Origin of the sequence: Streptomyces sp. Tu 2975 (assembly GCF_009832925.1) — a bacterium.
Classification (GTDB): domain Bacteria; phylum Actinomycetota; class Actinomycetes; order Streptomycetales; family Streptomycetaceae; genus Streptomyces.
On the sequence record NZ_CP047140.1, the window covers coordinates 332,177 to 348,694 of the forward strand.

Sequence of the window (16,518 nt, forward strand, 5' to 3'; positions counted from 1 at the left end):
GCGGAACGGTGTCCACCAGCCTGACCAGTCTCGCCCGGGCCAGGGCCGCGCGGGGCCCGATGAGCGCCAAGCATCGGTCCTTCACCGTCATCGCTCCGGAGAACCCGCCCTCCCCACAGGGTCGGATCATTCCCGCCATCACCGCCTGCGCCGGTGCCTTCCTCGACCCGCCCATCGCCAACCTCGGCCACCGAGGCATCGAGAAGGCCGGCACGAGGGTGCGCACATGGCTCCAGCGGACCGACAACCCGCAGCAGGACCTGCCGCAGGCTGCCCTCCTGATGGAGAAGGCAGGCACCGGAGGCGCCCTGTTCCGCAACCTCTACCGCGACTTCCTCGCAGAATGCAGCCAACTGCTCGACAGCAGCCATCTGCGCACCGGACACGCGCTGTACAGCGAGGCAGCCGCCCTGTGGACGGAAGTCGCAGCACTGATCGCAGAAGCCGGTGGATCAGGCAAGGCGCAGTGCCTCACACAGGCAGGCACCATCCTCTGCGATCTTTCGCGCGTGGAGCGCGAGGCCATGCAGGCGCTGAGCCGCCTGCAGGAGTAGGACAGGACGGGGCCTCCCGCCGTACCGGCGACGATGACGCGTCCGGCGGCATCCCCGGCGGCCGGGCCGGCACGACCGGTGACGACGACCGCCGTCCGCATCGCCGAAGGGCTGCGTGCACCGCGCTTCACGGAGGCCGTTCCCGGCGCGGGCCGCTCCTCGCTCAGCCGAGTCGGCGGGGGCGCAACGCTGAAGCCGGGCCGGCGAGGGCCACAGCGGCGCGAGGCCTTCAGATCGCCCGAGTTTTCGCGCCACCTGCTGGAGCCGCCTATGGTTCGGCAGGTCCCTTGCGGGCGACGTACACCGTGTTGGTGGCAGTGCCGTGCTGCAGCGGGTTGTCGAAGGGGACGACATGGGCTTCGGACTCCGCGAAGGTGTCCGCCAGCACGGCGCCGAAGCTCTCGTCGGGCGGGTCGTTGGACCACAGAGCGAAGGTGCCGCCGGGTCGCAGGCGGGCGGCCAGGGCGCGCAGTCCGTCGGGCCGGTAGAGCGCCTCGTGACGGGGGTGCAGCATCTGACGGGGCGAATGATCGATGTCGAGCAGAACGGCGTGGAAACGGCGGTCCGGGTCTTCCGGGTCCAAGCCACCGCCCTCGCCGACGGCGGCGAAGAAGTCTCCGTGGACCAGCCGGCAGCGCGGATCCTGCACCAGGCCGGGACCCAGCGGTACGAGGCCGCCCTTGTGCCAGCCGATCACTTCGGCGAGCGCGTCGACCACGATCAGCGAGCGCACCCGGGTGTCGTCGAGGGCGGCCCGTGCGGTGTATCCGAGACCGAGACCGCCGACGGCCACGTCCAGTCCGGTCTCCGGCAGTGCCGCGAGGCCGAGGCGGGCGAGTGCGATCTCGCCCGCTGTGAAGAGGCTGGACATGAGGTACTCGTCGCCGAGTTTCACCTCGTACACGTCGTCACCCGACCGCGGGTCCCGCCGGCGCCGCAGAGAGATGTCGCCCATCGGCGTCGGCTTCCAGTCGAGCTCGGCGAAACGCGCGCTCATCCCTGCTCCCGTTCTTCGTTGCCGGCTCCGGGCCGGGCGGTTCGTGTCGGCCCGCAGCAGGGGACCGGCCAGGTTGCGGGCGAGTCACCGCCGCCCGTAACCCGCGCTCGGCGCCGGTCAGGCGTCGATGATCACCGGAATGATGAGGGGCTTGCGGCGGTAGGTGCGGAAGGCCCAATTGGCCACCGCGCGGGCGATGAGCTGTTCGAGCTGGCGGGCGTCGCCGACGCCTTCCTCCGCGGCCTTGGCCAGGGTCTTCTCGATCACCGGGACGACGGGCTCGAAGGTGGTGTCGTCATGGACGAACCCACGGGCCAGGAAGTCCGGTGCCTCCGCGAGCGCCCCGGTGTCGGCGTCCACGATCGCGACCACCGTCACCACGCCCTCCTCGGCGAGGGTGACACGGTCCTTGAGCGACGCTTCGGTGGCGCCGCCGACCGTCATGCCGTCCACGTAGACGTTGCCCGCGGGCACCTTGCCGGTGATCGAGGCGCGCCCGTCGACCAGATCGACGACGACACCGTCCTCGGCGATCACCACGCGGTCCGGGTCCACGCCGGTGCGAACCGCGAGATCGCCGTTGGCCCGCAGATGACGCCATTCACCGTGCACCGGCATGACGTTGCGGGGCTTGACGATGTTGTAGCAGTAGACGAGTTCGCCGGCGCTGGCGTGGCCGGAGACATGGACCTTGGCATTGCCCTTGTGGACGACGTTGGCGCCCCAGCGGGTCAGGCCGTTGATCACCCGGTAGATGGCGTTCTCGTTGCCCGGGATCAGGGAGCTGGCCAGCAGGACCGTGTCCCCCTTCCCGATGCGGATCACATGGTCGCGGTTGGCCATACGGGAGAGTGCCGCCATCGGCTCGCCCTGCGATCCCGTGCACACCAGGGCGATCTTGTGGTCCGGCAGCTGTTCCAGCTCCTTCATCCCCACGACCAGCCCGGAGGGGACCTTCAGATAGCCCAGATCGCGGGCGATGCCCATGTTGCGGACCATCGACCGCCCCACGAAGGCGACCTTGCGTCCGTGCTGGTGCGCTGCGTCGAGCACCTGCTGGATGCGGTGCACATGACTGGCGAAGCTGGAGACGATCACGCGCCGGGGAGCGGTGCGCAGGACCTGCTCGATCGCGGGGTTCAACTCGCGTTCGGACGTGGTGAAGCCGGGCACCTCGGCATTGGTGGAGTCGGTGAGGAACAGGTCCACGCCCTCCTCACCGAGCCGGGCGAAGGCGCGCAGGTCGGTGATGCGGTCGTCCAGAGGGAACTGGTCCATCTTGAAGTCACCGGTGTGCAGCACCATGCCCGCACCCGTACGGATCGCCACGGCGAGCCCGTCCGGGATGGAGTGGTTGACGGCGACGAACTCGCAGTCGAAGGGGCCGAAACCGCGCCGGTCGCCCTCGCGGACGCGCACCGTGCGCGGCCTGATGCCGTGCTCCTTCAATTTGGCCTCAAGGAAGGCCAGGGTCAGCTTCGATCCGACGACGGGAATGTCGGACCGCTCACGCAGCAGATAGGGCACGCCCCCGATGTGGTCCTCGTGCCCGTGTGTCAGGACGACGGCCATGACGTCGTCCAGGCGGTCGCGGATGGAGGTGAAGTCCGGAAGGATCACGTCCACCCCGGGCTGTGTCTCCTCGGGGAACAGGACGCCGCAGTCGACGATCAGCAGCTTTCCGGCGTGCTCGAACACCGTCATGTTGCGGCCGATCTCGCCCAGTCCGCCGAGCGCGACGACTCTCAGTCCCCCTGCCGGCAGCGGAGGAGCAGCTTTCAATTCGGGATGCGGATGACTCATACCCTGACGCTACCGACAGTCCGTGGGAAGTGATCCACTGGGGATGGCACTGAAGCACGGTCCACCGCAATGGACGGCGGATGCCTCGACGACCGTCAACGGCCCCGTGCCAGGCGCCTCGGCGCCGACGCCGACCTCCCATGGCCGGTACCGCGTCGCAGCTGACGGCGGCGGGAACAACCTTGGCGGTGCCGGTACCGACCGGCCTGCGTTTGCGCATGGCTTCGGCTCGACCCGCCGGCCCCGGCAGCCGTGGCGGGTCGGCGACCAGCGGCAGGCGGAACGGGCCCGAAGCCGGGTATCCCTCGCGAAGGTGACGCCGGAGCGCCCGCTCGGGTGATGCTGCCTCTCAGTCGGAGCCCCGGACCTCATCGATCTCCCGATTCACCGGTTCGGATCGTTTGAATGGCCGCCTCGACCGACGTGGGCTTCTCTAGAAACGGACCGCAACAGTGTTCGACCGGGAGGTGGCCGATGTACAACATGTGCGCCGAGCACGTAGCGACGGAGACCGGAACCGGCGTCCTGTGGCATGCCGTCGACGGCGACGGCAACACCATGTGCGCGAGGACCTTCAGTGTGGCACCGACACCTGACGGAACGAGCGACCATGAGGACTACTGCCGCAGCTGCATGAACGCCGTGGGCGACGCTGTGCGCTTGGCCCCTGGCGGGGAGCCGCGCGATCCGGTTGCGGGAGGTCACCCGCATGGTCAGTGACGCCTCCGAGTTGCCGAACCGCCACGGGCGACCGGAGCAGCACGGGCCGCGGCTGATCGCCCGATGGCGGGAGTCGGCACGCCGGCACCTCGGCCCCACGAAGAGATCGCTGATCGTGACATGGATCGCGTTCGGCATCACGTGGGGAACCGCGCGGACCATCACCCACGGCATCCGCGGCGGATGGCTGCCCTGGGGGAACATTTCCGCCGGTGGCCAGCACCTGCACCACTACAACATCGGCATCGGCACCCTCGCCGGCGTCGGGATCATCGCCGTACGCGGCGACGAACGCGCCGTCGGCCACCCCGCCGTCGCCGCCGCCTACGGCGCGGGAACCGCACTCGTCGCCGATGAATTCGCCCTGCTCCTCGACCTGCAGGACGTCTACTGGGCCAAGCAGGGGCGCCTCAGCGTGGATGTCTCCCTCGGCATCCTGTCCGCCCTCGGCGCCTATCTGACCGCCGTACCGTTCTGGCACGAGTGCGCCCGGGTGACCCGCCACCACATAGCCTCGGCCGCCAAGCGGAACCTGACCCCCGGCTGAGTCCCACCCGGCCGCCACGACGCCCGGGCAAGCACGCCCGGGTCAGTGGTGGACGGCGCGAGTTGCCCCTTCGAGGGCGGTCCGAGCCTCGCGCACGGTCCTGTGCACGATCTCGCGGGCCGACAGGATCTCGTGGACGAGCGCCGTCGACTGACCTGTGAACGGGAGGTACTCGTCTCCGCGTCCCGCACGCACGGCCTCCATCACACGCGGCACGGTCTCGGCCGGGTCGACTTGCTCAGGGTGCTCACGAAGGGCGTCCACCAGCGGCGTACGCAGAGACCGTGGCACCCCGAAGCTGCCAGGTCGATTGAACGGCGGCATGATCCGCTCATTGTTGATCACTTTCACCGCATCGACGGCGTCCGATTCGACGATCCGCTGTTTCCACTCGTCCGACACGCTCATCTCGGCCGACGCGAGGAAGCGGGTCCCCATCAGAACGCCTTGCGCGCCGAGGGCCAACGCCGCCGCCAGGCCACGCCCGTCGGCGATGCCACCGGCGGCGATGACGGGTGTGTCCCCGGCCATGTCGACGATCTGAGGCACCAGCACCATCGTGCCGACGTCACCACTGTGGCCTCCCGCCTCACCGCCCTGCGCGACGAGGACATCGGCGCCGGCCTCAAGGGCCTCGGCGGCCTGACGGGCGTCCGACACCTGCTGGATCCACACAATGCCCGCGTCGTGTGCCCGGGCGATCAGATCGGGCGGAACCGCAAGGTGGAACGAAACAGCCGCGGGGCGCGCCTCCAACGTGGCCTGAAAGGCTTCCTCGTCGAACGGCCGCGTGGTGTGGTTGATCGCGAAGGGGCGATCCGTCAGTCGGCGCAGCCCGGCCCATTGCTCCTTCAGTTCCGGGACGGCACGCACCGCGCTGCCAAGGCTGCCCATGCCTCCCGCCTCACACACCGCTGCCGCCAGCGCCACCTCTTCCCAGGGCCCGAAGGCGGCGCAGAGAACAGGTACATCGATACCGAGCAGTCGGCAGACGGGCGTCGACAGCATGTGCGCCTCCGGCAGCATCGCAGAGCAGACATGGAGGCTTTCTCCTCGGCGCCGCTCCTGACCCTTGCCATCATGCCTACGGCAGGCGGAACGCCGGCCGGACGACGCGGCCGGGGCCGGTGCACACACGATGGATCAGCCATTCGGTGGCATCCACCTCGGCCGGCCTCCCGGCTCGCGCCCCGTGGAGAGGGAGACCGGTGCAGGTGGGCAACCCCCGGCGGGCGGCGGCGTTCGGACCCGGACGCCCCTCGCCTCATCGCCCGCAGCATTGCCCGAACTCACGCCGGCACGGCTCTGCCCTGTGGCTGAAATCGGTGCCATGCTGAGCGGCAGGTTCCCCCCTGATCAGGGGCGTCCCCGCCGTCCCTCCCGCCCTCCCCGCGGGAGGGCCGACGCCTGCGCTCCCGTCCCTGCGTGCGTACACCGGGAACGCCCCGGGCCACCGGCCCGGCCCGCCGGTCGGCGGCCGGGCGCCGCCCACCAAGGCGCAGCTGGAGTCGACAACAGCCTTCGCCTCACTGGGGAGCAGCGTCCCGCCAGTGCTGCCATGGGGTGCGTTCGGCCGACGGCCGGGATCTCGGGGCAGTCGCGCAGGAGGCTGACCCACCCACTGGCTGGAAGTGCCCGTGGCCTACGGCCCGGCTAGTGTCGAAGCGCACGCTGAGCAGCTGAGAAGGCATTCCGTGTGGCTCCCGCGTCCGTGTCGGATGCGGTCGGCGGGCTCGAGCTCGAGGAGGTCGGGCCGGAGCAGAGACGGGTCCGCGGCCTTCACGGTTGACCAGCGCCTGCTGAGCCTCATGGACCGTCTTCCTGCCAGGAGTCATGGCCTGCGGCACCTCCCAAGTCCTCCGTTCACCAGAAGGGGCGTGTCAGCGTGGCCCGGAACCGCCGTCTGATCCTGAGCTCACCGTCCGAGGTATGGAGTCTGCTGTCCGACGGCCATCGCTACGGGGAGTGGGTGACAGGAACCCAGCAGGTTCTCGCCGCGGACCCGCATTGGCCGGAAGTGGGCGCCCGCCTGCAAGTCCGCGTGGCCGTGGGCCCCTTGGCCCTCGACGACACCTGCGTCGTCCGCATCTGCGAACCGCCCCACCGCCTGGAACTGGAAGCGAAGGCGGATCCCCTCGGCGCGGCCCGCATCGCCATGAATTTGATCCCCTGGGGTGAGAACACCCTCTTCATCCTCGACTGGCACCCCCTCCGGGGGCCCGGCACCCGGATGCACGGGCTCCCCGTCGACTACGTCGTCGCGGTCCGCAACGGCATGATGCTGACGAAACTGGCCAGGATCGCGGTGGGCGAGCACGGCAGAAGCACGTGAAGCGCCGGTTCCGGCGAGGGGTTGTCAGCGGCGGAGCGCCCCGCCTGTGCGCGGACACCCGTATGCCGACCGGAATGCCTCGCTCCCCCGGCCGACACGCTCCCGCGCGCTCCCGCCGGGTGCCGGCTACTCCTTGCGCAGGCGCTCGGCCTGCTCGCTGCCCACTTGGGTGATGCGCTGCAGATATCGCTCGACGACGAGGAGTTCCTCGTCGGTGAAGTCGTCCAGCGCCTGGGCGAAGGCTCTGCCGGGCGTGTCCCAGGCGGCCGCGACCTCAGGGGCGCGCCGCGCGGTCGGCGAGACGAGCATCTTGCGCCGGTCGTGGAGGTCGGGGCTTCTTTCGACCAGTCCGGCCCGCTCCAGCCGGTCCACCAGGCGGGTGGCGGAGCCCGAGGTCAGACCCGTCAGCTTGGCGATCTCGCCTGTGCTGCGCGGCCGGGGTTCCAGGCCGAGAAGGCTGACGCACTGCAAGTCCGTCGGGTGCAGTCCGAGTTGGTCGGCCAAGGCCTGGCTGAACATCGTGTAGGCGGCGTGGTGCCGCCGTGCGGCCGCGGTCACCGCCGTGAGCAGTTCCGCACGGGTCCGGCTTGACATGGGCCCGCCTCCCTCCCTTAGTTTAGCTGCGCTACGCAGACAGTGCGTGGCGCAGGTAATTTCTACCATGAGAGCGGGAGATCCCATGACCACCCCTGCCCGGATGCGCGAGCTCCACGACCGATGGAGCGCACTGTGGCGAGGAGACTTCAGCCACGCCGACGACATCCTCGACCCCGGTTTCGTCGTGCACCAGGCACGGCCTGACGGCAGCGACTCCTCGGCGGAGACGGGCCCGGCACGGCTGCTGCCCGAGATCGAGCAGACCATGGCGGCGTTCCGTGACATCGCCATCACCGTCGACGTTGGACCGATCATCGAGGGTGATCTGATCGCGGCACGGTGGACCATGCGCGCCACCTACACCGGCGGCATCCCCCACGCCACCGCCCCCGCCGGCACCGAGATCGGATTCAGCGGTCACGACATCCTGCGCGTCCGTGGTGACAAGTTCGTCGAGTACTGGACCTGTACCGACATCCTGGACGGTCTCGCCCAGCTCGGAGCCGTCTCCGGACCCAACGGCCCCGCCCGTCACTGACGCCGTCGACCCCCGCCCCTCCCCGGTCGAGGCCGGAAGCAGAGCTCCGGCAGCGGCGAACTCGCCCGCGGGCGGCGTGGTCCGGTCATGTCACGGCTGCTTCGGCCCCGCCCCGCTCTCCCTCGCCAGGTTCGAGTTCCGGTACGAGTAGCCGAAGTAGATCACCAGGCCGATCACGAGCCACACCGCGAACCGGAGCCAGGTCTGCCATGCGAGGAAGGTGATCAGCCAGAGCGAGAACGCGACACCGATCGCCGGGACGAACGGCATCCCGGGGCAGCGGAACTTCCGCGGCAGGTCCGGCTGCCGGTAACGCAGCACGATCACCGCGATGCACACCACGACGAAGGCCAGCAGAATGCCGATGTTCGTCAGCTCCGCGGCCTCGCCGATCGGCAGGAATCCGGCGATCAGCGCTGAGCCCACCCCGACGATCCACGTCACCCGCACCGGCACGTGCCGCGTCGGATGCGTCTTGGCGAACCAGCGCGGCAGGAGCCCGTCACGGCTCATCGAGAACCACACCCGGGTCACCCCCAGCATGAACGTGAACATCACGGTGAGGATGCCGATGATCGCGCCCACCGCGATGACGTTCGCGAGACCGGGCAGCCCCACCGACTCGAAAGCGGAGGAGAAGCCGCTCTCCGGGTCGATCTCCGAGTAGTTCTGCATGCCCGTCAGCACCAGACAGGCCAGCACGTACAGCACCATCGAGATCGCCAGCGAGTAGATGATCGCCTTCGGCATGTGACGCTGCGCGTCCTTGGACTCCTCGGCCGCCGTCGACATGGCGTCGTACCCGAACACCGCGAAGAAGACGGTGGCCGCACCTGTGAACGCCCCGCCGACGCCGTACGGGAAGAACGGGTTGTAGTTGGAGGTGTCGATGTGGAAGAAGCCGACCACGATGACGAGCAGGACGACCAGGACCTTCAGCACCACGACGACCGTCTCGAACCGGGCCGCGTTCTTGATCCCGAGGGTGAGCAGGTACGCGGTGAACAGGCAAAGGACCACCGCGAACAGATCCACCTGGTGGCCCTCCCCTGTGCCCGGAGCGCCCAGCATCCACGCGGGCAGGTCCACCCCCAGCGCCCCCAGGAGGAAGCCGAAGTAGCCCGAGATCCCGATGGCGACGACTGCCACGATCGCGGTGTACTCCAGCAGCAGGTCCCAGCCGATGAACCACCCGGCCAGTTCGCCGAGCACGGCATAGCCGTAGGTGTAGGCCGACCCCGCCTTCGGAATCAGGCCGGCGAACTCGGCGTACGAGAAGGCCGCGGCCGCGCTCGCCACGCCTGCGATCAGGAACGAGAGGAGCACCGCCGGCCCCGCCGTGCCGTTCGCGACGGCACCGGCGAGGGCGAAGATCCCGGCACCGATGATGCCGCCGACACCGATGGCCGTCAGTTGCCCGAGGCCGAGCGTTCTGGTGAGCTGCTCGCTCGGAGCGCCTTCTTCGATCTGTTCGATGGGCTTACGGCGCAGCACGCCTCGACCCGTCCGGAGCCCTGCCATGAGTTCACCTCTTCGCAGACTGCTGTCGTCCGATGGCGGCTCATGATGGCCCAGGTCGGCCTGTGGCGGGCGACGACATGCGGTGCGGCTGCGGTGACGGTTCCGGGAAGGTCTGCCGGACGCCACCGTCGCGGACCTGCCCGGCCCTTGCTGCGTGCTCCGTTCAGGTCACTAGATGTCCACGGCTGCCATCCCGGCCTCGTCGTAGCGCTCGCCGGCCGGCTCGGGGAGCTCGGCGGCGATACGGGCGAGATCGTCCTCGGTCAGTTCGACGTCCAGCGAGGCCGCGTTCTGCTCGAGGTAGGTGCGGCGCTTGGTACCCGGGATCGGGACCAGGTCGTCGCCCTGTGCCAGCACCCAGGCGATCGCGAGCTGCGCCGCCGTGACGCCCTTCTCCGCGGCGATCTCCTTCACCTTCTCGGCGAGCGTGAGATTCGTCCTGAGGTTGTCGCCGGTGAAGCGCGGTCCGCTGCGCCTGAAGTCTCCCTCGTCGAGCTCGTCCGGAGAGGAGAACCGTCCCGCCAGGAAACCGCGCCCCAGCGGCGAGTAAGGGACGAACCCGATTCCGAGCTCACGGCACGTGGGCAGAACCTCGGCCTCCGGGTCGCGGGTCCACAGCGAGTACTCGGTCTGGACCGCCGTGATCGGGTGGACGGCGTTCGCGCGGCGGATCGTCTCCGCCCCCGCCTCACTCAGACCGATGTGGCGTACCTTGCCCTCCGCGACGAGCTCCGCCAGGGCACCGACGGTCTCCTCGATCGGCACACGGGGGTCCACACGGTGCTGGTAGTACAGGTCGATGTAGTCCGTGCCGAGCCGTTCGAGTGAGCCGTGGATCGAACTGCGCACGTGTTCCGCGGAGCCGTCCTGCCGCCCGACCGTGCTCATGTCGCCCGGGACGGCGTCGTCCATCCGATAGTTGAACTTCGTCGCGATCACGTACTCGTCCCGGTGTCCCCTGACCGCGCGTCCGACGAGCGTCTCGTTCGTGAGCGGCCCGTACATCTGCGCGGTGTCGAGGAAGGTGACACCGATCTCGAGTGCGCGCTGGATGGTCTTGACGCCCTCGTCCTCGTCCGTGGAGCCGTAGAAAGCGGACATCCCCATGCAGCCAAGACCGATGGCGGACACGTCGAGGTCTCGAAGCTTGCGCTGCTTCATGTTGATCGAAGCCTTTCGTAGCAGTCCTGATCTTCCGTTCAGTGGGCGCGGCGCCCGGACTCGCCCGCCCTGCTGCGGCGCGCCGTCCCTCGGCACGACGCGCGCTCCGCGCCCCGTGGGTCCTTCGTCCCAGCGCCCCGCATACCAAGGGAGCCGCAGTTCCGGCGAGCCGGCACCTCGAAGCCTTGGCCCGGCGCCCGGCCACGACGGCATGGAAGCCAGCGGGCGCCGCGCACTTCTCAGTGGGGCCGCGCACCCACTCGGTGGGCCCGTGCCATGAACGCTAGGTCTTGGTGTGCACTCGAAGTCAAGAACCGCCCTCGCCCCTGCCGCCCGGATCAGGGCCGGGTCAGGGCGCGCCGGTCCCGAGAAGACGTTTGCGGTCGACCGTGATCCGGAGCAGCGTGGACATGGATGCCGGCGCGGCACCGCGGCGCCGGTTGCCGGCGACCTCAGGCCCGCCGCTGCCGGAGCGAGGAAGGAGAGAACCATGACCACACCCGATGAGGACGCGCCGTCCGTGCCGGTCGTACGCCGTGGGTCCGACACGGTGGAGAGCGTGGTCTGGGAGCCGAGCGAACGCTGGGTGCGTGCCACGAAGGGGGACGTCACGGTCGTGGACAGCCGCCGGCCGGTGCTTGTGTGGGAGCCCGGCCGCCCCGTACCCCTGTACGCCTTTCCGGCCGACGACGTGCGCATGGATCTGCTGCGGGAGACCAGGCGGCCGGCCAATCCCCGGCGTCATGCGGGCGCGACGCTCTTCTACGATCTCGTGCTCGCCGACGGGACCGTCCCGGCGGCGGCGTGGACCTACCCAGGGGAGGAACTGGCGGGTCACGTCAGTTTCGAGTGGTTCGGGCGGGACGTGCTCGACCACTGGTACGAAGAGGACGAGGAGATTTTCGTGCACCCTCGTGATCCCTACAAGCGGGTGGACGCCCTGCCCAGTGGCCGGCACGTGCAGGTGGAGATCGAGGGCACAGTCGTGGCGGACACGCGTACGCCTGTCCTGCTGTTCGAGACGCACCTGCCGGTCCGCTACTACTTCCCGCGCAAGGATGTCCGCCTCGATCTCTTCACCCCGACCGGTTCGCGGACCCGCTGCCCGTACAAGGGGGTGGCAACGGAGTACTGGTCGTGGGCGGGCAGCGGTGACGTACGGCCCGACATCGCCTGGAGCTACCCCGATCCGCTGCCTTCCGTGGAGATCATCAAGGAGCGGGTGGCCTTCTACAACGAGTCCGTCGACATCGTCGTGGACGGCGAGCGCCTGCAACGCCCTGTCTCGTTCTTCAGCAAGCCGTCGCACGGGGCGTCCTGACACAGACGTGGAACACCTGGTCGTGGCAGCGCGGTGATCGCCGGCCGGAGGCAGCGAGGCCCCCGCCGTTACGAAACGGCAGGGGCCTCTCGCCGGTGCGCCGGCCTTTCGCACTGCCGCCTATCGGGCCGTGCCGAACTCCTGCGCCCAGTAGTTGTCCGGCTGCGCGAGTCCGACGCCGATCTCCTTGAACCCGCAGTCGAGAATGTTGCGCTTGTGGCCGGGGCTGGCCATCCAGGCCGCCATGACGCTCTCGGGAGTCGCGTAGCCGTAGGCGACGTTCTCGCCGTAAGTGCTCCAGGTGTACCCGGCGCGCGTGATCCGGGCGCCTGCGTCGGATCCGTCGGAGCCCGTGTGGGACATGTTCCGGTGGGCCGCCATGTCCTCGCTGTGAGCCTGCGCGGCCTTGGTGAGCTTCGCGTTCAACGTCACCGGAGAGCATCCGGCCTTGCTGCGCTCGTTGTTGACGAGCGTCACGATTCGGGACACGTTGCCGGAAGCCGGCGCCGCCGTGGACGGGGCGGTCGGCTTGGGCGCGGTCGGCTTCGTCGCGGTCGGCTTGGGCGCCGCCGGCTTCGTCGCGGTCGGCTTTGGCGCCGCCGGCTTCGTCGCGGTCGGCTCGGGCGCGGTCGGCTCGGGCGCCACCGGCTTCCGAGTGCTCGGCGTCGTGGTGGGGGTCTGCGACCCGGGCGTGGCCGGCTTACGGTCCCACTCGCCGCCGTCCCGACGACGGTCGGACCCGTCCCCGTCCCAGCGACGGTCGGAATCGTCACCGGCCCACCGCTGGTCGGAATGCGCACTCTGCCATCTGTCGTGGGAGCGGCTGTCCTGGCTCCCCTGCGCGTCCATACAGGCCATGGCGGCAGAGGGCACGCCCACGGCCGCCACGGCGACGGCAGCGATGGTTATCTTCCGGTAGTGCGTCGTTCTGCGGTGCTTGCTCATGTGTGACCTCAATTGTCATCGCGGAGCGCCACCGAGATCTGTCGGCCCGGCCCGTCTGTGTGCGACCTGCGGCGGCGCCGTTTGCGGGGCAGCCATTGTTAGGACGGCTGCGCGCGGAGGGCAACGAGCGACTACTACTAGGGCAGGTAGTAGATCCGGTCCGTCCTTGCCATGGGCTCCAGGGCGTGCTGACCCGCACGCGAGAGCTTCTCGGGTCTCGTGACGCCTCGCCAAATGCCTTGCACGGCCGGGCAGGCGGACACATGCACCAGGAGGATCGAAGACCACCGAACACGGTGCGGGGTATGCCCCGACCGAAAGGGACAAATAACCCTATGTCATCAAGAGTGACATCTACTATCGATCCTCCTTGTACCTGAAACGGCTGTGGCGGATGTCACGGAACCATTGATTCCACTTCGCTTCCGCCCGGCACAGAGCGCGGCAGCGGCAGCAGCAGTTGCCGCTCTGTCGGCCGGGTGCGGGCAGAGCGCCGGCGCCGACGGCAAGGACGCCGGTGCCGGCTGTACACCTACCGGGATGCCGGGTCCGCCGTCTCCGCCTACGGAGCGGTCCGGGACGAGCGACGAGCTGACCGGCACCGGACCGAAGTCCCCCTCGGCCCGGTCGTGGAGCAGCGCGACGGTCGGCGGGGGCGCCACGATCGCCCGTGACGGTGAGTAGTCATACCGGCAGGGCGCCGAACACGGCGAATTACCGGCGGGCGGGCTCGTCGCCGTGTCCGCAGCGGGCACGTTCGGGGGTCCACCGGCCGCAGAAGGGCGACGTACGCTGGAACGCATGACCGAGCGCAAACCGCCAGGCGTGAGCTTCGAGTCCTGGGTCGACAAGCAGATCCGCGAAGCCGCAGAGCGCGGCGAGTTCCGTGATCTGCCCGGATTCGGCCGGCCCCTTACCGCCGCCGGCGACGCGTACGACGAGATGTGGTGGATCAAGGGGAAGATGCACCGCGAAGGGCTCGGCTTCCTGCCTCCGACGCTCGCACTGCGCAAAGAAGCGGAAGAGGCCCTGGAGAAGGCGGCGCGGGCGCCGTCGGAATCGACGGTGCGGCGCATCATCGAGGACATCAACCAGAAGATCGCCGCAGCGATCCGCCGGCCACCGCCCGGGCCGCCCCTCGGGCTGAAGCCCTACGACGTGGAAGCCGTCGTCGACGAATGGCAACGCGGCCGCACCTGAACAGCGCTGCCGCACCGCACCCCTACGACCGCGGAACTGCGGCCCTTGGTCCCGGGCTCGTCGCCCCCGGCCGCGGCCGCGGCGCCTGCCGCGCGATCACACCGGCTCGGCCCCCAGCCACGACGCGACCGCGCGCGCGATCGGCAGCCCCGTCTCCAGCTCCACGAATCCGAACTGCCCGCCCTGGTTGCACTCGAGGAACCACCACGTGCCTGTCGAGTCCTCGGCGAAGTCGAAGGCGCCGTAGGCGAGTTCGGTCTGCTTCTTGTACGTCTCGACAGCCCTGGCGATCTGGGCCGGCACCTCCACCGGCTCCCACTCGTGGCCCGTGTCCCCATAACGGCCGTCGACCTGACCCGGCTCCGCCGCCTTGCGGGCGGCGAAGTGCTGGTCCCCCACGCTGGTCAAGCGGACATCGGCACGCTTGGCGACATAACGCTGCAACAACGTGGGCGCCGCGGCCACACCGGAGAAGTCGGCGTCCGGCGGCACGAGCGTGGTCGGCAGCGCCATCGGCGGATCGCCCGGCGACTTCCCGGACACCGACTTCACTACGACGTTCCGGTACTGCTCCGCGAATTGCCGGGCCATCGAAGGATGGGTGGTCAGCAGCGTGGCCGGCACCGGGAAGCCGCTCTGGTGCGCGACGCGCAACTGCCATGGTTTGCGCCGGGCCTTGGCCGCGGCGCTGGGATGGTTCATCCACCGCGCGCCCGTGCAGTCGAGCATTCCGTACAGGGCATGGGCGGTCTCGACGCTCAGCCATTCGGACGGCTCGGCGGCGTGTGCCGCCGGTTCACCGGGCCTGCGGATCCAGACGGACCGCAGGCCCTGCATGCTCGCCACGCGGCCGTTGATCGACAGGTAGCCCCGGAACTCCCCGCGCACGTACTCCGCGGAGAGAGCCCCTGTGCCGGGGAGGTCGGCGGGGTCGAACCGGACGAGCGGGACGCCCTGTTCGTGCAGTTCCGCCACGACCATGTCAGCGGTGACATCGGCCTCGCACGTGAGCACCAGCACTGTCACGTCGCACGCCGGTCAGTCGTCGAAGTGGGTCGCGGAACCGGCCTTGGAGGTCGTCGTCCCCGCAGCGGCGAGCAGACCCCGGTCCATGATGGCGGGCCTCCCGTCGGGCAGTACGTTCAACTGCAAGGCAGCGTCGTACGCATAGGGCTCGATACCCGTGGCCGGCTCGGCAGGGCGTGCATAGTTCCACGCGAACGGTTTCATGTCTTTTCCTCCCCTGCCCGTGCACGCCTGCCCGGGCTCCTCATGTGACAGTACGTGTTTGAGAAGTAATGGTTTCATTACGCACCGTAACCATGTGAATGCTGTTCCTCTACGGCTCCCCCACCCGAGGTCACCGGCCGACAGTGACGCGGCGGCACCCCCGCCACCCCTTCGCTGCCTTCCGCTGCCTCCCGGCGCCGTCAAGACAGACGCACCATCAGCCCCACAGGTTTCACACCTTGGCCCCAACGTGACCCAGGCGACACTCCAAACCTCCTCGATTCAGGACATCCCGGCGAACGGGTGGGACGACCGGCGTCGAAGCTTCACGCCGCGCCGTCGGGGCAAGCGTTCGTCGAGGATTCCGTTTTCCGCGGATCGGCAAGGATTGGTGAACTGATGAGCGAATATGAGCGTTCCCACACGATGCCCGCTCTCCCTGAGCATGTCTACGACCAGGCGGCCCGCGTGGACCAGCTCGACAGCTGGCTGCCCGAGGCCCTGCACGTCAGGGCCGAGGAACTGCCCGCGGTCACCGTGCACGAGGACCGCACGGACGAGGACACCCCCGCGCTGCTGAAGGCCGAGAAGGAACAGATGCGGGTCGAGTGGGGAACGCGGAACGGGGGCGCCTACGCCGGATGGCTCCAGGTCGCCGGAATCGGCTCCGGCGCCAGCGAGGTCACCGTCCACCTGTCGTTCTTCGACGAGTCGCACGACCCCGGGGAGAAGGCCGTGAACGACGCCCTCGACCAGAGCCTTCGGCGGCTCGAGGAGCAGGTGCGGATCAGGGTCGAAGGCGCCGCCGGCTGACCTACCTGCTCGCATCGAAGAGGTCGCCTGCCCCGCCACCGTGGCCGCTCCGACCGACGGCACCGCAGGCCGGTCCCGCGGCGCGCCGTGACCGTGCCCTGGGCTACGGGGCGGCGGCCGACAGGGTGGCGACGACGCCCGCGAGCGCGAACAGCCTCCACCCCACGCCCGTTGTTCCCTCGGCACGTTGATGTGCCCTGACCCCGGCCGGGAAGCGCCGCCGGCCGAGTCAGGTCAGG

Annotated in this window: 16 protein-coding genes; 7 read left to right on the top strand and 9 right to left on the bottom strand. The window is 69.4% G+C overall.

Annotated elements, in window-relative coordinates:
- Positions 1-59: 59 nt before the first annotated feature.
- A complete protein-coding gene (locus GLX30_RS34885) occupies positions 60-554 on the top strand; it encodes a DUF4872 domain-containing protein (RefSeq protein ID WP_244258406.1) in 495 nt (164 codons plus the stop codon).
- A gap of 268 nt (positions 555-822) precedes the next feature.
- Here the strand turns inward: GLX30_RS34885 and GLX30_RS01305 are convergent, their stop codons facing one another.
- The gene (locus GLX30_RS01305; RefSeq protein ID WP_159682501.1) at positions 823-1,551 is read right to left on the bottom strand and encodes a spermidine synthase; all 729 of its coding nucleotides are present in this window, start codon (positions 1,549-1,551) and stop codon (positions 823-825) included.
- A 117-nt stretch (positions 1,552-1,668) separates the two neighbouring features.
- Positions 1,669-3,354, bottom strand: a complete 1,686-nt coding sequence (locus tag GLX30_RS01310) for a ribonuclease J (RefSeq protein ID WP_159682503.1) — start codon at positions 3,352-3,354, stop codon at positions 1,669-1,671.
- Positions 3,355-4,063: 709 nt separating this feature from the next.
- Between GLX30_RS01310 and GLX30_RS01315 the strand changes: the two genes are divergently transcribed.
- Positions 4,064-4,621 (top strand): hypothetical protein, encoded by a 558-nt coding sequence (locus GLX30_RS01315; RefSeq protein WP_159682505.1) that lies wholly within the window; start codon positions 4,064-4,066, stop codon positions 4,619-4,621.
- A 42-nt stretch (positions 4,622-4,663) separates the two neighbouring features.
- Here GLX30_RS01315 and GLX30_RS01320 read toward each other — a convergent pair whose 3' ends face one another.
- Entirely contained in the window at positions 4,664-5,629 is a 966-nt protein-coding gene (locus tag GLX30_RS01320; RefSeq protein ID WP_159682508.1) for a nitronate monooxygenase, read from the bottom strand.
- 877 nt (positions 5,630-6,506) lie between these two features.
- On the opposite strand from GLX30_RS01320, the gene GLX30_RS01325 reads away from it, so the two are divergent.
- A complete protein-coding gene (locus tag GLX30_RS01325; protein ID WP_159682509.1) occupies positions 6,507-6,953 on the top strand; it encodes an SRPBCC family protein in 447 nt (148 codons plus the stop codon).
- A gap of 126 nt (positions 6,954-7,079) precedes the next feature.
- Here GLX30_RS01325 and GLX30_RS01330 read toward each other — a convergent pair whose 3' ends face one another.
- Positions 7,080-7,547 (bottom strand): MarR family transcriptional regulator, encoded by a 468-nt coding sequence (locus GLX30_RS01330; protein ID WP_159682512.1) that lies wholly within the window; start codon positions 7,545-7,547, stop codon positions 7,080-7,082.
- A gap of 85 nt (positions 7,548-7,632) precedes the next feature.
- Between GLX30_RS01330 and GLX30_RS01335 the strand changes: the two genes are divergently transcribed.
- Entirely contained in the window at positions 7,633-8,088 is a 456-nt protein-coding gene (locus tag GLX30_RS01335) for an ester cyclase (protein WP_244257949.1), read from the top strand.
- A gap of 90 nt (positions 8,089-8,178) precedes the next feature.
- Here the strand turns inward: GLX30_RS01335 and GLX30_RS01340 are convergent, their stop codons facing one another.
- Together GLX30_RS01340 and GLX30_RS01345 are read right to left on the bottom strand one after the other, a co-directional pair.
- Positions 8,179-9,609, bottom strand: coding sequence for an amino acid permease (locus GLX30_RS01340; RefSeq protein WP_159682516.1), 1,431 nt, complete (start codon positions 9,607-9,609; stop codon positions 8,179-8,181).
- 171 nt (positions 9,610-9,780) lie between these two features.
- The gene (locus GLX30_RS01345; RefSeq protein ID WP_159682518.1) at positions 9,781-10,770 is read right to left on the bottom strand and encodes an aldo/keto reductase; all 990 of its coding nucleotides are present in this window, start codon (positions 10,768-10,770) and stop codon (positions 9,781-9,783) included.
- Between the two features lie 490 nt (positions 10,771-11,260).
- Here GLX30_RS01345 and GLX30_RS01350 point away from each other — a divergent pair, with 490 nt between their 5' ends.
- Positions 11,261-12,091 carry a DUF427 domain-containing protein gene (locus GLX30_RS01350; RefSeq protein ID WP_159682521.1) on the top strand — a complete coding sequence of 277 codons (831 nt, stop codon included), beginning with the start codon at positions 11,261-11,263 and terminating at the stop codon, positions 12,089-12,091.
- A gap of 120 nt (positions 12,092-12,211) precedes the next feature.
- Here GLX30_RS01350 and GLX30_RS01355 read toward each other — a convergent pair whose 3' ends face one another.
- Entirely contained in the window at positions 12,212-13,036 is an 825-nt protein-coding gene (locus GLX30_RS01355; protein ID WP_159682523.1) for a CAP domain-containing protein, read from the bottom strand.
- Between the two features lie 801 nt (positions 13,037-13,837).
- On the opposite strand from GLX30_RS01355, the gene GLX30_RS01360 reads away from it, so the two are divergent.
- Positions 13,838-14,236 (top strand): DUF1992 domain-containing protein, encoded by a 399-nt coding sequence (locus GLX30_RS01360; protein ID WP_159682526.1) that lies wholly within the window; start codon positions 13,838-13,840, stop codon positions 14,234-14,236.
- Between the two features lie 96 nt (positions 14,237-14,332).
- Here GLX30_RS01360 and tgmB read toward each other — a convergent pair whose 3' ends face one another.
- Together tgmB and tgmA are read right to left on the bottom strand one after the other, a co-directional pair.
- Entirely contained in the window at positions 14,333-15,262 is a 930-nt protein-coding gene (tgmB, locus tag GLX30_RS01365) for an ATP-grasp ribosomal peptide maturase (RefSeq protein WP_159682528.1), read from the bottom strand.
- A 12-nt stretch (positions 15,263-15,274) separates the two neighbouring features.
- On the bottom strand, positions 15,275-15,466 hold the full coding sequence (tgmA, locus tag GLX30_RS01370; protein ID WP_159682530.1) for a putative ATP-grasp-modified RiPP: 192 nt from the start codon (positions 15,464-15,466) through the stop codon (positions 15,275-15,277).
- A 399-nt stretch (positions 15,467-15,865) separates the two neighbouring features.
- On the opposite strand from tgmA, the gene GLX30_RS01375 reads away from it, so the two are divergent.
- The gene (locus GLX30_RS01375) at positions 15,866-16,279 is read left to right on the top strand and encodes an SRPBCC family protein (RefSeq protein ID WP_159682533.1); all 414 of its coding nucleotides are present in this window, start codon (positions 15,866-15,868) and stop codon (positions 16,277-16,279) included.
- Positions 16,280-16,518 lie beyond the last annotated feature (239 nt).

What these genes read in the sequence shown, in the direction of transcription:
- GLX30_RS34885 (WP_244258406.1), top strand. Translation starts at nt 60, where the DNA reads ATGAGCGCCAAGCATCGGTCCTTCACCGTCATCGCTCCGGAGAACCCG.
- GLX30_RS01305 (WP_159682501.1), bottom strand. Translation starts at nt 1,551, where the DNA reads ATGAGCGCGCGTTTCGCCGAGCTCGACTGGAAGCCGACGCCGATGGGC.
- GLX30_RS01310 (WP_159682503.1), bottom strand. Translation starts at nt 3,354, where the DNA reads ATGAGTCATCCGCATCCCGAATTGAAAGCTGCTCCTCCGCTGCCGGCA.
- GLX30_RS01315 (WP_159682505.1), top strand. Translation starts at nt 4,064, where the DNA reads ATGGTCAGTGACGCCTCCGAGTTGCCGAACCGCCACGGGCGACCGGAG.
- GLX30_RS01320 (WP_159682508.1), bottom strand. Translation starts at nt 5,629, where the DNA reads ATGCTGTCGACGCCCGTCTGCCGACTGCTCGGTATCGATGTACCTGTT.
- GLX30_RS01330 (WP_159682512.1), bottom strand. Translation starts at nt 7,547, where the DNA reads ATGTCAAGCCGGACCCGTGCGGAACTGCTCACGGCGGTGACCGCGGCC.
- GLX30_RS01335 (WP_244257949.1), top strand. Translation starts at nt 7,633, where the DNA reads ATGACCACCCCTGCCCGGATGCGCGAGCTCCACGACCGATGGAGCGCA.
- GLX30_RS01340 (WP_159682516.1), bottom strand. Translation starts at nt 9,609, where the DNA reads ATGGCAGGGCTCCGGACGGGTCGAGGCGTGCTGCGCCGTAAGCCCATC.
- GLX30_RS01345 (WP_159682518.1), bottom strand. Translation starts at nt 10,770, where the DNA reads ATGAAGCAGCGCAAGCTTCGAGACCTCGACGTGTCCGCCATCGGTCTT.
- GLX30_RS01350 (WP_159682521.1), top strand. Translation starts at nt 11,261, where the DNA reads ATGACCACACCCGATGAGGACGCGCCGTCCGTGCCGGTCGTACGCCGT.
- GLX30_RS01355 (WP_159682523.1), bottom strand. Translation starts at nt 13,036, where the DNA reads ATGAGCAAGCACCGCAGAACGACGCACTACCGGAAGATAACCATCGCT.
- GLX30_RS01360 (WP_159682526.1), top strand. Translation starts at nt 13,838, where the DNA reads ATGACCGAGCGCAAACCGCCAGGCGTGAGCTTCGAGTCCTGGGTCGAC.
- tgmA (WP_159682530.1), bottom strand. Translation starts at nt 15,466, where the DNA reads ATGAAACCGTTCGCGTGGAACTATGCACGCCCTGCCGAGCCGGCCACG.
- GLX30_RS01375 (WP_159682533.1), top strand. Translation starts at nt 15,866, where the DNA reads ATGAGCGAATATGAGCGTTCCCACACGATGCCCGCTCTCCCTGAGCAT.